The organism is Geodermatophilus sp. URMC 60, assembly GCF_053502585.1.
Genome location: NZ_CP199958.1, coordinates 2,194,525 through 2,208,701 on the forward strand (window position 1 = coordinate 2,194,525; position 14,177 = coordinate 2,208,701).

At 73.3% G+C, this 14,177-nt stretch carries 16 protein-coding genes; 6 read left to right on the forward strand and 10 right to left on the reverse strand.

The genetic code is table 11. The features are described 5' to 3' along the window. Positions 1–66 precede the first annotated feature (66 nt). Together ACWIX3_RS10610 and ACWIX3_RS10615 are read left to right on the forward strand one after the other, a co-directional pair. Complete coding sequence (locus ACWIX3_RS10610; protein ID WP_448612518.1) at positions 67–237, forward strand: hypothetical protein; 171 nt, start codon at positions 67–69, stop codon at positions 235–237. Continuing rightward, entirely contained in the window at positions 234–803 is a 570-nt protein-coding gene (locus tag ACWIX3_RS10615) for a GNAT family N-acetyltransferase (RefSeq protein ID WP_448612038.1), read from the forward strand. Before ACWIX3_RS10610 ends, ACWIX3_RS10615 begins: the two co-directional genes overlap by 4 nt. A 264-nt stretch (positions 804–1,067) precedes the next feature. On the opposite strand, the gene ACWIX3_RS10620 is transcribed toward ACWIX3_RS10615, so the two are convergent. The 5 genes from ACWIX3_RS10620 to ACWIX3_RS10640 form a co-directional block, all read right to left on the reverse strand. Then, positions 1,068–1,760: a maleylpyruvate isomerase family mycothiol-dependent enzyme gene (locus ACWIX3_RS10620; protein ID WP_448612456.1), complete on the reverse strand. Its 693-nt coding sequence runs from the start codon at positions 1,758–1,760 to the stop codon at positions 1,068–1,070. Between the two features lie 329 nt (positions 1,761–2,089). Then, positions 2,090–2,740, reverse strand: coding sequence for a formylglycine-generating enzyme family protein (locus tag ACWIX3_RS10625; RefSeq protein WP_448612039.1), 651 nt, complete (start codon positions 2,738–2,740; stop codon positions 2,090–2,092). Positions 2,741–2,780: 40 nt separating this feature from the next. Beyond that, complete coding sequence (locus tag ACWIX3_RS10630) at positions 2,781–3,221, reverse strand: OsmC family peroxiredoxin (protein ID WP_448612040.1); 441 nt, start codon at positions 3,219–3,221, stop codon at positions 2,781–2,783. Between the two features lie 286 nt (positions 3,222–3,507). Continuing rightward, positions 3,508–3,969 carry a VOC family protein gene (locus ACWIX3_RS10635; RefSeq protein WP_448612041.1) on the reverse strand — a complete coding sequence of 154 codons (462 nt, stop codon included), beginning with the start codon at positions 3,967–3,969 and terminating at the stop codon, positions 3,508–3,510. Positions 3,970–4,420: 451 nt separating this feature from the next. Further along, positions 4,421–5,764 (reverse strand): amidohydrolase family protein, encoded by a 1,344-nt coding sequence (locus ACWIX3_RS10640; protein WP_448612042.1) that lies wholly within the window; start codon positions 5,762–5,764, stop codon positions 4,421–4,423. Between the two features lie 71 nt (positions 5,765–5,835). On the opposite strand from ACWIX3_RS10640, the gene ACWIX3_RS10645 reads away from it, so the two are divergent. Both ACWIX3_RS10645 and ACWIX3_RS10650 read left to right on the forward strand, forming a co-directional pair. Next, complete coding sequence (locus ACWIX3_RS10645) at positions 5,836–6,492, forward strand: TetR/AcrR family transcriptional regulator (RefSeq protein WP_448612043.1); 657 nt, start codon at positions 5,836–5,838, stop codon at positions 6,490–6,492. A 391-nt stretch (positions 6,493–6,883) separates the two neighbouring features. Then, entirely contained in the window at positions 6,884–8,074 is a 1,191-nt protein-coding gene (locus ACWIX3_RS10650; RefSeq protein WP_448612044.1) for an FAD-dependent oxidoreductase, read from the forward strand. Between the two features lie 300 nt (positions 8,075–8,374). Here ACWIX3_RS10650 and ACWIX3_RS10655 read toward each other — a convergent pair whose 3' ends face one another. Further along, on the reverse strand, positions 8,375–8,764 hold the full coding sequence (locus ACWIX3_RS10655; RefSeq protein WP_448612045.1) for a VOC family protein: 390 nt from the start codon (positions 8,762–8,764) through the stop codon (positions 8,375–8,377). Positions 8,765–9,049: 285 nt separating this feature from the next. Here ACWIX3_RS10655 and ACWIX3_RS10660 point away from each other — a divergent pair, with 285 nt between their 5' ends. Then, complete coding sequence (locus tag ACWIX3_RS10660; RefSeq protein WP_448612046.1) at positions 9,050–9,190, forward strand: hypothetical protein; 141 nt, start codon at positions 9,050–9,052, stop codon at positions 9,188–9,190. On the opposite strand, the gene ACWIX3_RS10665 is transcribed toward ACWIX3_RS10660, so the two are convergent. The 4 genes from ACWIX3_RS10665 to ACWIX3_RS10680 all read right to left on the reverse strand — a co-directional run bounded on the left by ACWIX3_RS10665 (position 9,159) and on the right by ACWIX3_RS10680 (position 13,595). Then, the gene (locus tag ACWIX3_RS10665; protein ID WP_448612047.1) at positions 9,159–9,599 is read right to left on the reverse strand and encodes a VOC family protein; all 441 of its coding nucleotides are present in this window, start codon (positions 9,597–9,599) and stop codon (positions 9,159–9,161) included. The two genes, ACWIX3_RS10660 and ACWIX3_RS10665, sit on opposite strands and share 32 nt — an antisense overlap. A 270-nt stretch (positions 9,600–9,869) precedes the next feature. After that, complete coding sequence (locus tag ACWIX3_RS10670) at positions 9,870–12,182, reverse strand: SpoIIE family protein phosphatase (protein ID WP_448612048.1); 2,313 nt, start codon at positions 12,180–12,182, stop codon at positions 9,870–9,872. A 103-nt stretch (positions 12,183–12,285) separates the two neighbouring features. Continuing rightward, entirely contained in the window at positions 12,286–12,891 is a 606-nt protein-coding gene (locus tag ACWIX3_RS10675) for a biliverdin-producing heme oxygenase (RefSeq protein WP_448612049.1), read from the reverse strand. A 110-nt stretch (positions 12,892–13,001) separates the two neighbouring features. Beyond that, a complete protein-coding gene (locus ACWIX3_RS10680; RefSeq protein WP_448612050.1) occupies positions 13,002–13,595 on the reverse strand; it encodes a TetR/AcrR family transcriptional regulator in 594 nt (197 codons plus the stop codon). 94 nt (positions 13,596–13,689) lie between these two features. Between ACWIX3_RS10680 and ACWIX3_RS10685 the strand changes: the two genes are divergently transcribed. Further along, positions 13,690–14,169 carry a hypothetical protein gene (locus ACWIX3_RS10685; protein ID WP_448612051.1) on the forward strand — a complete coding sequence of 160 codons (480 nt, stop codon included), beginning with the start codon at positions 13,690–13,692 and terminating at the stop codon, positions 14,167–14,169. Positions 14,170–14,177: the final 8 nt, after the last annotated feature.

Sequence of the window (14,177 nt, forward strand, 5' to 3'; positions counted from 1 at the left end):
TCGAGCCGGCGACCGCACCCGTCCGTTCGAGGAACCTCCCACGGGCCACACGATCACGGACTGGCGATGCCGGCGGCGATCCGGTGCTACGCCTCGGTCGGATTCCGCCCCGTCGGGATCATGCGGCGCTACGAGCGCGACGTCCGGCGCGGGGGCTGGCACGACGGGCTGCTGATGGAACTGCTGGCCGAGGAGCTGCAGCGCGGCACCTCCACCCCCAGCGATGGCACCCGGTGAGCGCCGCCGAGGGCCACGACGGCGGCTGGACCGAGCTGCGTGTCGCGCACACCGCGGACCTGACCCCGGAGGACCTGCTGGCGGTCCGCGTGCTCTTGGACGGGGCGTTCCCCGCGGACGAGGCGTACACCGAGGAGGACCACGAGCACGCGCTGGGCGGCGTGCACGCCCTGCTCTGGGAGGGCCAGGAGCTCATCGGGCACGGGGCGGTCGTGATGCGCCGCCTCCTGCACGACGGGCGGGCCTTGCGCACCGGCTACGTCGAGGCCGTCGCGGTACGCGCTGACCGGCGCCGCCGCGGGCACGGCGACCTCCTGATGGGGACGCTGGAGCGCGTCATCCGCCAGGGGTACGTGCTCGGGGCCCTCAGCACGAGCGGCATGGCCGGCGCCTTCTACGCCGCGCGCGGCTGGAAGGTGTGGACCGGCACCGTCTCGGTGGTCACCCCGCACGGCGTGGAGCGTTCCGAGGACGAAGAGGGCGGCATCTACGTCCTGCCGGGCAGCGCGTCACTGACCGCCGGCGGGGACCTCGCCTGCGACTGGCGCGACGGCGAACCCTGGTGATCCGGAACCTCGACGGAGCTGTCGACCACGAGGCATCCCTGAGCCGTCATCGGCACGGCAGTGTCATGGGCTGTGAGCCGGCCTGCTCGTTCGGCCCGGCGAGCACCAACGCCTTCGTCCGCACGCCGGCCACCCGCGGGTCTGTCGGCTTGGTGGGCCGGGTCGGCGCCTGCGGGGTCTACCGAGGGCACGGCAGTCGGAGTACGGGGATGGGCGGCCGGTCGTGGGCCGAGGGCCTGCGCGGTGATCGGGCCGACGCGTGCATCAAGGCGTCAGCGCACCACGCAGGACTTCCTCGAGGGCCCCTCGGTCGCCGTCAACCGACACGCTGTCAAGGCCGAGCCGGCCCCACAGGAGCAGCAGGACGGTGGCGGCGTCGGCTGCGACGGTGGCGACCGGCTGAGGGTCGCGACTGGCGGACGAAGCGAGCACCCGATGCTGCCCGCCGACCCGCAGACGAACCCAGCGCGACGACTCCTTCACGCGCCGGAGACGCACTTGCCGCGGCAGCATCACGGTGAGCACCTCGTCTATGCCGTCGAGCGCGACCTCGGCGTCGATCAGGGCCGGCCGGCCCAGCGCCTGCTCGAGGTCCCAGCGGTGCACGGCAGTCTCGTGAAGCTGGCGCCGACGCCAGAATCCGACGCTGCGCGGTTCAGCGAGAGTCCAGCAGGATCGGTCCGGGTCGATGGACAGTGCCTCGACGAGTTCGGCAGCGCTCGAGGCGTACCAACGAGCCAGGACTGTGTCGTCAAGGCCCTGCGGTTCTTCCGGGTCCGGCACTCGTCCGTCACGCGGCGTGCGCGTCGCCGCAGCCGCCCAACGGTGAACGGCACCCAGGTGGATGACGAGGTCGTACACGGTCCAGCCCGGGCAGGAGGCGACAGGCGCGGTCAGGTCGGCGTCGCGCACCAGCCGCTCCACCTGGGCCGTCTCCTGGGCGAGCACGCTGAGCATGTCCACGGCTGATTGTGGCGCGAGCCGGTCCGCTCACGGCACACGAACTACGGCACCCCGTCCGCGGACGGCCCGTGCGACGACCGGCTACCGGCACGGCCGGGTGTGCCGTGAGCCGAACCTCGTGCGGGCGTCGTCAGGAGCCTGGGTCATGGGCAGCGGAGGTCGTGAGCCGCCAGTGGGGCCATCGTCGGTGCCTGGTCGGCGTGCCCGGCGGCTCGGTGGTCCTGCGTCGTCGAAGCTCCAGTGCGTGCGGTGCGGCTGCCCCTCCGCGAAGACCCGATCGACGCGGACGCGTCCGCCGCAGAGGGGCGGAGGTCCGCTGCTGGTCAATGGGGAACCGATCGGGCGACGCGGAAGCCGACGTCGTCGATCCGGAAGGTGGGATGACTTCTGCGCCGTACCGAGGCCCGACAGCTCCAGTGCTCGTCGAACCAGCCACCGCCGCGGAGCACTCGGTAGGTGCCGTATGTCTCGGCGTCGTAGACGTCCCAGCACCACTCCCAGACGTTGCCCAGCATGTCGAACAACCCCCAGGCGTTGGGCCGCTTGCCGCCCACCGGGTGCAGTCGTCCCCCCGAGTTGCCGCGGTACCACGCGACGTCGTCGAGCTCCCCATACCGCGCGGCGCCGGTCCCGGCGCGGCAGGCGTGCTCCCACTCGGCCTCAGTAGGAAGCCGGTAGCCATCGGCGGACGCGTCCCATTCGATGCCCTCGCCGTCGGGATCGAGCCGGTAGGCGGGGACCAGCTGCTCCTGTCGGGACAGCGCATGGCAGAACCGCACCGCGTCCCACCACGAAACCCCCTCCACCGGCAGCCGGTCGCCACGCGCGGTGCTCGGCCATTCCCCGGTGACCTGCGCGTACTGCGCCTGGGTCACCGGAAGAGCGGACATCTGGTGCGCCGCGACCTCGACCGCCCAGCTGCGCCGCGACCGTCGGTCCGTCAGCACCACGCTGCCCACCGGGACGGGGACCATCGCGCTTTCCGCACCCGTCCTCATGAGGCGGGGACCTCTCTCAGCTCTCCAGGATGGCGTCGAGGGTGATCTCGTCGACCCCGGCGAGCGCGCGGCTGACCGCGCAACCGGCCTTGGCGGCCAGAGCGGCCTGCTCGAACCCCGCGGCGTCGAGGCCCTCGACCTCGCCATGGACGCTCAGCGCGATCTTCGTGATGGTCGGCGCGCCGTCCTTCTGACCGAGGGTCACGTCGGCGGAGACCTCCAGCGACCGGGGCGTGCCGCCGGCGCTGGCGATCTCGTAGGAGAGCGCCATGGAGAAGCACGACGAGTGGGCCGCCGCGATCAGTTCCTCGGGGCTCGTGGTGCCGCCGGCGTCCTCGGCCGTGCGCCTGGGGAAGGAGACGTCGAACGTGCCGACCTCGGAGCTGCTGAGCTCGACCTGGCCGGACCCCTCCTGCAGGGTGCCGTTCCAGGCGGTACGGGCGGTGCGGATGGCCATGGGGCTCCTCCTCGGCTCGGGGCGGCCGCGTCGATCGGGCGGCCGCGCAGGCATCTCGCGGTCGAACTGTGGGGTGGTCCATCCGCCGCGCTCGAATCCGCTGCTGCGGTCCCCGTCCGGCGCGCCGACCCCCTGCATCACCCCGGCGGCCGAGACGAACGTGGGAGTGGTCAGCTTCATGGCGCGGCTGGCTTCTCGATGGCTCCGCCGTTCGACGGACCGCGCCGATCTCGTCGCCGGTGCTGCGCCCGCTGCAATCGCAGCGGAGAACGGGTCCGCGCCTGGCTCATCGGATCAGGACCTCGTCGGTGCGGGTGACCTGCCACATGTGGCCGTCGGGATCGGCGAACGCGCCGGCGTAGGCATCTGGGCTCTGCGGCTCCGCGTGGTCGTCGCCCACCGAGACGGGGCCCCAAGTCCGGGCTCCGGATGCGAAGACCATCTCGGCGCCGGCTTCCTGTGCGCGACGCATCAGCTCGTCGACCTCGGCATCGGTGGTCAGCCCGATCACGACGAGACACTCATGAGCACTCCGGGGCGATCGTCGCCGGCGACCGATGACCCAGCCGAAGCCGACCGCTGGGATCAGCAGCACACGCAGTCCGACGCTGATGTCGAGCTGCAGGGGCTCGGGAAGGCCGTCGTCACCCGGCTCACCCACTGCCACGAACCCGAGGGCGGTGTAGAAGGCGTGCGATACCGAACGGTCCTCGATGGGCAGGAACACAGTTGCTCGGTCGAGTCTCACGATGCCCTCCTGTCTCACGATGCCCTCCTCAGGACGATCCGGCTTCCTCAGCACCGACCCGACGGGGTCCCAGGATTCATCGCTCGGTCCGCCGTCCTCCTGCGACTGGACCGGCATCCCGCCATCCGCCGTCCTCATGGGCTGGCGTCCGGAGGCCGAACCCGCTACGGCGACGTTCGGAGGGAGCGGGCCGCCAACCGCTGGTGCCCCGTAGGGGATCGGTCAGCGGACGGGACGCGTGCTGGCCCTCACTGCTGCCATGTGACACAACGACCGCATCGACGGCCCTGGAGCGGCGCTCGCCGGCCTACGACCGTCGACCCGCCCAGGACCGCGAGGACGACGCCCGACGTCTCGAGGATCTTCTGCACGTCGAGTCCTCGTCTCTCCGCTCCGGTGCTGGCGCGGATCCGTGCCGGGCGCGTCGCCGGTGGTAGGCGCCCGTCGGCGGTCAACTCGCGGGTTCGGCGCGGTGGTCGGCCACGGTGCGCCCGTCTCTGAGCACGAGCGCGACCCGCCGGATCGCGCTGATGTCGCGGTGAGGGGCGCCGTCCACCACGAGGAGGTCGGCGGCGCGTCCCGGGGCGACGACCCCGACGCGGTCCGTGCGGAGGACGGCGGCGGCTCGCACGGTCGCTGCCTGCAGCGCCTCCTGCGGTGACAGGCCCGCCTCGACCAGCAGCTCCAGCTCGCGGTGCAGACCGCCACCGAACGGCACTCCTGGCATGCCCGCGTCGCTGCCGGCCACGAGCGTGCCTCCTGCGGCCGCGTACTCCGCCGCCCGCTGCCGCAGCGCCCGGTGCGGCTCCTGGGGCAAGGCCACCTCGGTGACCGCCAGGGTGGGGTCCAGAGCGACCCCCCGGTCGATGAGGGCCGTCAAGGATCCGTCCGGCCAGCCGTCGAGCAGCTCGCGGGCCTCGAGGTGCTCCAGCCCGTCGACGCCGGCGGCGAGGACGTCTTCCAGGTCGGCCAGGGAGCCCCAGTGCGCCACCACGGGCAGGCCGTGTGCGTGCGCCTCTTCGACGACGGCCCGCAGCACGGCCGGGGCGAGCGGCGTGAGGGGGCGGTCCTCCGACCCGCGCTCCTGCACCACCTTGATCAGGTCCACCGGTGTCGGTCCCGCGGCGAGCGCGCGCACCATCCGCTGGGCCTCCTCCGTCGACTCGGGGAGCCGGACGGCGTCGGAGCCGGGCTCGGCGCCGAGGGTGGCCACCGGGTGGCCGTTCCGCGTCGTGAACAGCGGCCCGGCAGCGAACAGCCGGGGCCCCTCGAGCTCGCCGTCGCGCAGCATCGAGCGCATCTGGATGACCCACGCGTGGTCGTCGCCGAGACTGCGCACCGAGGTGACGCCGGACTCGAGCAGGGCCCGGCGGGTCCCCGGGACGAAGCGGACCGAGTCCGCGACCAGTTCCGGCCAGCGCCACCATGCCATCTGCTCGTCGGCCGCGAGCTCGGGCGACCCCAGGTGCACGTGGAGGTCGATGAGCCCGGGCAGGACGGTGTGACCGGTCACGTTCACCACGTCGGCGCCGGCCGGCAGCTCGACCTCGGCGTCGGGGCCGACGGCGGTGACCACGCCGTCGGTGATGAGGACGGTGGCGCCCTCGAGTGGCTGCAGGTCGGCGCCGGTCAGCACCGTGCCGCCCCGCAGCGCCAGCGAACCGCGGTGCGCCTCGCCCGCCGGGTACAGCGTGAGCGCGTAGACGGTGACACCACCGCCGACCACCAGCGCCAGCCCCAGCATGCCGGCCAGCAGCCGTCGACCGATCCGCCGGTCCGCGCCCTCCGAGATCATGCCTTAGTCAAGCGTCTAGGATCCTCGTTGTGCAACCAGGAAATGGTGGGGACGGTCCACAGCGGTCCTTCGTGGAGGCGGCGCGCCGGGCGCAGATCGTCGAGGCCGCCATCGCGACGATCGCGGAGGAGGGGTACGCGCGGGCGTCCTTCGTCCGGATCGCGAAGCGGGCGTCGATCAGCCCTGGGCTGATCAGCTACCACTTCTCAGCCAAGGACGAGCTGATCATCGAGGTCCTGCGCACGGTCGAGCAGCGCCTGGACCGTGCGATGGCAGGCTCGGGCGAGGCAGCCAGCTACGTCGAGGCGCTGCACCGGATCGTGTCGGGCTACGTCCGCCACTGCGCGGCGTGCCCGCTCGAGGTGAAGGCACTGCAGGAGGTCCGTGCTGCCGCGGCTTCCCCTGCCGTGCAGCGGCTCGTCGCCGAGCAGCGACGCTCCGGCATCGAGGAGCTCAGGGCCTTCATGGCCGAGGGTCGAGCGGAGGGGGAGTTCCGCGCCGGGGACCCGGCCGTCTTCGCCGATACCCTCTGGGCCGCCATGCACGGCGTCCCCTCCAACCTGCAGGGCCGGACCGGTCCGGAGTGCGAGGAGTACGCCGCCGAGCTGGCCTGGCTCTTCGTGCACGCCGCGGCGGCGCCTGGCACGACCGGCCTGCGACGCCTGCAGCGCACCCGACGGCTCCGGACGTCCGACGCCACCTCGGAGCGGCCGCCCGACCCACCGTGACGCATCGGCAGCGCAGCAGCCGCACCCGAGCCCCAGCCCGACCGGACCCGCCTCGGTGAGGGCCCCTGACGACCGGCCGCCGCCGGTCAGGCCTCTGACTCGTCGCGGGCTCGACGCCACGTGACCGAGGGTCGGTCACGGTCGAGGATGCAGTCACCGCGGACCCCGAGGACGTACAGCTCGTCGATCCCGCAGGACCAACGGTGATCGGGACGGGTCGCACCTCGGGTCAGGGGGCAGGTCAGGCGGGCCCAGAGGGGGTGAACGGTCAGGAAGCGCCGGGACCTCCTGGACGTCCTCCGCTGGGAGACCATGACGGCGGCTGTTGCGACCACCCTGATCAGGACCCTCGCGAAGAGCGCGAGGGCGGCCAGTCCACGACGGAGGGCGCATGGGACACGCTGCGGTTGTCGTCGGGGCCGGTATCGCGGGCCTGGCCTCGGCCATCTCGCTTGCGCGGACCGGGTGGCAGGTCACGGTCCTGGAGCGGTCGCCGGAGCTCGGTGAGGTCGGGGCAGGCCTCGCCATGACCCCCAACGCCGTGGCCGCGTTCCGCGGGCTCGGCTTCGGGGACGAGAACGCCGCTGCGCTCGGGTACCCGACCGTGGCGGGCGGCATCCGGGACCAGGAGGGCCGGCCGATCCTCGCCCTCCCGGACACCCCTGTCATGCGCCAGGCGGTGGGGCTCGTCGGGGTGCACCGCCGCCGTCTGCACGCCGCGCTGCACCACCGGGCCCTGGCCTGCGGCGTCGGGATCGTCAGCGGCATCCCCGTGGCCACCGTGGATCCGGGCGAGCCGGAGGGGGCACCCGCCGTCGTCGAGGGACGGGAGGCGGACATCGTCGTCGGCGCCGACGGCATGCGGAGTGCCGTGCGGGCGGTGCTGTTCCCGGCCAGCCGCCCGGTCTACAGCGGGTACTCGAGCTGGCGCGGCATCGCGCCCGGGGCCCACGGGTGCACGCCGCTGCAGCAGTACTGGGGCCCGCACGCGGAGTTCGGCATCGTGCGCGTCGCCGATGACGAGACGTACTGGTACGGGTACGTCGCCATGCCCGAGCGCACGACGATCGCCGACGAACTCGGTGCGGCCGGGGAGCGGTTCGCGGGCTGGGCGAGCCCGGTGCAGGAGGTGATGGCCGCGACGCCGCCCGAGGCGGTCCTGCGGCACGACGTCCACCACCTCTCCGGTGGGCTGCCGCGCTACACGACCGGCCGGGTCGTCATGGTCGGGGACGCCGCCCACGGCACTCTCCCGACGACGGGGCAGGGAGCCGCGACAGCGCTCGAGGACGGCCTCTGCGTGGGCCTCCTCGTCGGTGCCCCCGTCGCGACAGGCGGGCGGCTGGCCCCCGCCCTGGACGATTTCGACGCCGTCCGCAGGCGTCGATGCCGCACCCTGGCCCGGGCCTCGGTTGCATCGGGCCGCTTGGGATCCCACCTCGGCGGCGGCTGGCGCCAGACCCTGCGGAACAGCGTCATGCGCCTGATACCGGCCGGCGCCATCACGCGCGGGTCCCGTGCCGCGATGGGCTGGACCCCGCCCCAGCCGGCATCACCGGTCCTGGGAACGCCGGCCCCCTGAGGGACCTGCCTCGCCCTCGACTCCCGCGGCGGCTCGCCCCCGCGAATCGGAGGCACCGTCACCGTCAGCGAGGAGACCTTCGGAGTGATCGCCGACGGCCTCGGCTTCTGCGCTGCTCAGCGCCGGCAACGCTGACATCCACCACGACTCCGGCGTCGCCCCGTCTCCCGCGGTCTCATCCACGCGTGCGTCGCCGCGGCCGGGCGGCACGCGGAGGCAGCGACCAGCGTCCCGCAGGACGAACGCGCTACGGCGACGCCACGAGGCTGGGGCAGCCAGCTACTGGTGTCGAGCGGGCCGTCACTCGTGGAACTGCTCGAACATCAGCTCGTAGCCGTCTGGGTCCAGTCCGTAGAAGATCACCGCAAAGCCGACGTCCTCGGGCTCGAGGGTGACTTGCAAGGACTCCCGGCGCCACAGCTCGCGCACCGCAGCGATGTCGGTGGTGGGCACGGCCAGGACGAAGCCGCTGCCCACAGGCCCCGCCTTCGCTGCGCGCTCGCGTTCGGCGTCGTGATAGCCGTGAGAGAAGCGGCTCGACAGGATCAGCCAGGTGTGTCCGAAGGTGAGGTAGCGAAGCTCAGGTTGCTCATCGTTGGGGATCTTCCTGAAGCCGATCTGCTGGTACAGCGAAGCGGAGCGATCCAGGTCATCGACCCGGAGCCCCACCTTCAGCTGCTTGGCGCCCATGACCACGTCCGGTGGCTCCCCACTTCCGCGCCGTGCTGGCGAGTGCAGCGAACACCTCCACGGCTTCCGCCCGCCAGGTGCCCGGTGCCTCATCGCTCGGCGGTGACGATCAGGAGCCGGGGACGAGGCAGTCCAGTACTTGATGGATCGGCCGTCTGCTACGCGGAGGATGTCGAGGTCATGTGGCCAGGTCGCCCGAGCGGCGGTCGTCCCGCAAGCCGAACGGTGAGCGGGACGGTCGAGCACGTCGCAGCACGAGCGGAGGCTCGCTGCGGAGGTGCTCCGATGACGCACGAGCCGTACGCGGGGCTGGCGGTCACGGCCTACGACACGGCCTACGACACGGCCGCCGAGCTGTACGAGCGTGCACGGGCCGGCATCGACGACGTCGGCGTCAGCCGATCCGCTCGGCCAGGGCCACGATGATCCCCTCCGGCCCGCGCACGTAGGCCATGCGCCAGATGTGCTCGTACTCCCCGATGCCGCCGACCAGGCCGTAACCGTCCGTGGCCAGTCGGTCGACGACGGCCTGGAGGTCGTCGACCTCGAAGGCCACGTTGCGGAGCCCCAGTTCGTTGGCCATGGCAGCGGGCGATCCCGGCTCGGAGTCGGGCCGGACGAAGCTCGACAGCTCCAGCCGGGTACCTCCGTCGGGCGGCCGCAGCATGGCGATCTCGGTGCGGGAGTCGGGGATGCCGATGACGGTGTCCAGGAACTCGCCCTCGACGGTCTGCCTGCCCTCGACCTCGAGACCCAGGCCCACGAAGAACGCCATCACCGTGTCGAGGTCCGCGACCGTGATGCCGACATGGTCGAAGCGTCGCATGTGTGACATGGGGTGCATCCTCCGGTGCTCGTCTCGGCGGTCCAGCCCAGGGACGGAACCTACGGCGGATCCTCGACACACGGGAGAGCAGGCTGACCGGGCACCCGGCCGACAGTCCGACACGTGGGAGGCGCGTCCCGCGAGACCGGCCCGGTCACGCTGTCCGCACAGGGGCGTCGACCGGGACGGGTACCGAGCAGTCCTCGTCGGGGAAGTGGGCCCGGCCCCGTCCAGAGGCTCGCCGTGAGCCTGCGAACGGGGAGGAGGATGAGCCCTCCTTCAGTCGCTCAGCCGGACGGCGACCAGCGCTACGTCGTCCTCCGCGCCCTCGGGCAGCATCCGGCCGATCAGCTCGTCACAGGCCGCCTCGAGCGGCCGGTCGCGGACGGCCGCCAGCTCGGTGGCCAGCCGCTGCACGCCCGCGTCGAAGAGCTGGTCGCGCCGCTCGACGAGCCCGTCGGTGTAGAGCAGCAGCGTCGAGCCCGGCTCCAGCAGCGCCTCGGACTCGGTGCGCCGCGCCGCCGGGTCCACGCCGAGCAGCAGCTCGGCGCGTGGGGTGGTCAGCGTCAGCACACCGTCGCCGGGCTCGGCGAGCAGCGGCGGGAGGTGGCCGGCGCTCGACCAGCGCAGCCGGGCGCCGCCGGTCCCGGCATCGGGGGTCAGCCGGCCGACGAGCACGGTGGCCAAGGCGTGCAGCCCGAGGCCCGCGACGGCGGAGTCCAGCCGGCGCAGCACGGCGGCCGGGCCGTCGGCGCTGTCGTACGCGATGCCCCGCAACAGCCCCCGCAGCTGGGCCATGTCGGCCGCGGCCGCGGTGTCGTGCCCCACGACGTCGCCGATCACGACCACCGTGGAGCCGTCCGGCTGCTCGAACACGTCGTACCAGTCGCCACCGACCTGGGCCTCGGTCGTGGCCGGCACGTAACGGACGGCGACGTCGTGGCGGTCCGACTCCGGCGGCTCGGTGAGGTGGCTGCGCTGCAACCGCTCGGCGGCGCGCACCACGCGCCGCGATCGCGCGTACAGCGCCTCCAGCAGGTGGGTGCGCAGCTCACCGACCTCGGCCACTTCCTGCGCCGTCCACGGCTCGGACCGGTCGCGGACGGTCTCCCGCCACCGCTCGAAGCTCTTGCGCGGGCTGAGCCGGACGGAGTCGCCCTCCCGCTCGGCGATCGCCTTGTTGTGCGGGTCGCCGCCCCAGTCGACCGTGCGCGTCGTCTCGGCGCGGTGCCAGAGCACGTACTGCCCCTCCAGCAGCGGCAGCACGAGCACGCCGCACGCGACGTCCGCAGGCACCCGCAGTCCCGGCGCGGACCGGCGCAGCGAGTCGGTGGCGACGACGTCCTCGCTCCGGGCGGCGGCCCATTCGGCGATCGCCTCGGCCGTGCCCTCGGGCAGCGGGGTGCCGCGGCTGCCGCGGTGGCCCTGCAGCTGCACCACCACGCCGCCGGCCGGCAGCAGGTCGAGCAGGTTGGGCGTGCCGAGCAGCGCGTCGGCCAGCGGACGGTCCTCGTCGAGGGTGGCCGCGGTCAGCCAGGCCAGCGTCGAGCGCACCTGCAGCGCGCGGTGCACCTCGTCCTCCTCGGCGCGGTCGACCAGGCGCAGCGACAGCGTGGAGCCGAGGAACTCCGCGGCCGCCCGGGTGGCGTAGGGCGGGGCGTGCGGACCGGAGTAGTGGTGGCAGGCGATGAGGCCCCACAGCCGGTCGTCGCGCAGCAGCGAGATCGACATCGAGGCGCGCACGCCCATGTTCTGCAGGTACTCGACGTGCACCGGCGAGACGCTGCGCAGCGTCGAGAACGTCATGTCCAGCGGTGTCCCGGTCGAGGGCACCAGCACCGGCCGCAGGGGCACCGGCCGGTAGTCGACGTCGGAGATCAGCCGGATCCAGTTCTTCTCGTACAGCGCCCGCGCCTGCGCCGGGATGTCGCTGGCCGGGTAGTGCAGGCCCAGGAAGGAGTTCAGCTCCGCCGCCTTGGCCTCGGCCACGACCTCGCCGTTGTAGTCGGCGTCGTACCGGTAGACCATCACGCGGTCGAACCCGGTCAGCTCGCGCACCGCCTGGGCGGTGATGTCGTGGAGCTCCTGCAGCGAGGTCGCGCGGTTGAGCTCGCCGACGGTGCCGCGCACCGCCTGGTAGGTGTTGGGGAACGAGAAGGGGCGGGGGCCGCGGGCGGGCTCGAGCTCGACGACCAGCAGCGCCGTCGTCGGGGTTGCGGCGTCCCCCGGGCCGACCACCGCGCGGTGCAGCAGCGCGTCGACCGGCACCGGGCTGCCCCCGACGTCCAGGGTGATCTCCACCGGGTTGCGCTCCCGCAGGTCGCCGAAGGCGCTGGCCGAGCGGGCCACCGCCTCGGCCGCGACCACACCGAGGACGTCGGGCAGCCGCCGGCCCAGCGCGTCGGCGGGGTCCACGCCCGCCAGGTCGGCGAGGTTCTCCGAGACCTGCTCGACGACGAGGTCGGGCTCGGTGACCGCCAGCAGCACACCGCGCGGCTGGATGCTGCCGGGGACGTGGATCGGCTCCCGCTCGCAGTTGGAGAGGTCGATCGGCGTCCCCGCCGGCAGCAGGTCGGTCTCGGAGCCGGTCACGGAGCCGCCTCGCCGGGGTTCGTCGCCACCGTGCCCGGAGGTGCTGTGCCCGGAGGTGCTGTGCCCGGAGGTGCTGTGCCCACGCGTGACCTCACGGGCTCGGTCACGCGGATGCCCCGACCGGCGCGCACCAGTCGGCCAGCGCCGTGAAGGTGGCGCGCGCGGAGCCCACCACCCGGCCGGCGTCGCCGCCGGTGGCGACCCGGTCGCGGGTCACCCGGCGGAAGGCGTGCCACATGGCACCGGTCTCGCCGCCGTACGGGGAGAAGGCGCCGAGCCGGACGTCGGGGCCGAGCGTGGGCAGCGTGGCGAGGTGGCGGGAGATGAACGTGCCGCCGAGCGTGGAGCCCTCCAGGACGTAGAGCCGGCCCAGGGCCTGGTCGGTGTCCTCGACGGGCGGCAGCTCGGGGCTCGCGCCGACAGGGGGCTCGGCGCGGAGCGCACGCAGGTCCTCGGCGAACAGGTGGGCGCGACGTCGCCGCGACCAGTCGACGGTCTCGGCGTCCGCGGGGGAGCGGCGGGCCCACGCGTCCAGGCCCGCCTCGGCGGCGGTCCAGAACGCGTGCAGCCGGGTCAGGACCGCGACCAGCCGGTCCCGGCCCAGGTGCGGGTCCATCAGGCCGAGGGTGGACTCCACCTGCTCGTGCTCGACGGCTGTCGCCGTGCGCAGTTCGGTGAGGACGTCGGCGCTTCCCGCATGTCGAGGCAACGCCTCTCCTCCCGCCGCCATACCGATCCCGAGAGTAGGCGACTCCCGCCGCGGTGGCGCGAGCTGAGCGGGACGTGTGAGACCGGTCACGGCGCGGTCGGCGCGGGTGCTCAGCGGCGACCGGGCCGGCCCCCGGACGACGCGGCCGTGGTCCCGGGCGGACGGTCGAGCAGCAGGTCGGCGGCGCGGGCGAGGACCTCCACCCGGGTCCGATCGCCGTGGTCGGCGGCCAGGAAGTGCTCGCCGATCGCCACGCAGAAGGCGAGCAGGCTGCGGGCCTCGACCTCGTCGGGGTCGGGGCAGAAGGTGCCGATCATCTCGCGGAGCAGCGCCATGCGCCGGTTGTCCACCCGTCGCAGGCGCACGGCGACGGCCTCGTCCCGCCGGGCCCAGTCCCGGACCGCCAGGTCGATCGGCAGCAGGCGGTCGTCGGAGAAGGTGAGCACGCCCGCGCGATGGATCTTGGTGCGCGGATCGCCGCCCTCGCGCTCGACGCGGTCGAGCACGTCGTCGGTGCTCTCCCGCTCCCAGGTGTCCAGCATCGCCTCCAGGAGCGCGTCCCGGTCGGCGAAGGACCCGTAGAACCCGCCCTTGGTGACGCCCAGTTCCTTCGCCAGCGCCTCGACGCGGACGGCGTCCGGACCGCCGGCGGCCAGTGCCTGCAACCCCTGCTCGATCCACCGCTCCCGCGGCGTGCGGGTCACGCCCACGACGCGCCCCTCCCATCTCTTGTACGCCACCGTATAGAAGCGCTAGCGTGCTCGTGTACGGCAGCGTATACGAGAGGGAGGCAGGGCGATGAGCGACAGGGTCGTCAGCGGCGCCGTGGAACCGGACGAGGTCCGCGGATCGGTCCGCGGGATCAGTTCCCTGCCCGGGATCGACTACGCCGACCGCTTCACCCTCGCCACCGACGCGGAGGCGACACCGGAGCAGTGGGCCCGGGCGATGTTCGGCGACGTCCCCGGCGTCGCGGGGTGGTTCATCTGGCGCGGTCTGCTCGGTCTCCGGCTCCGCCGCGGGCGCTCGCCGGCCACCGTCGCGGGATGGCAGATCGGTGGACGTGGCGAGGACTGGATCCGGCTGGAAAGCGCCTCCAGCTCCCTGAGGGCCAACCTCGTCGTGCAGACGGCGGAGGGCCGGGTGTCGCTGACGACCTGCCTGCACCAGGGCCGGCGCCGGGACGAGATCGTGTGGCACCCGTTGTCCGCCGTGCACCGCCGGCTGGTGCCCCGGGTGCTCCGCGACGCCGAGAGGAGGATCCGAGCAGCCCGGTGAGAACGCTG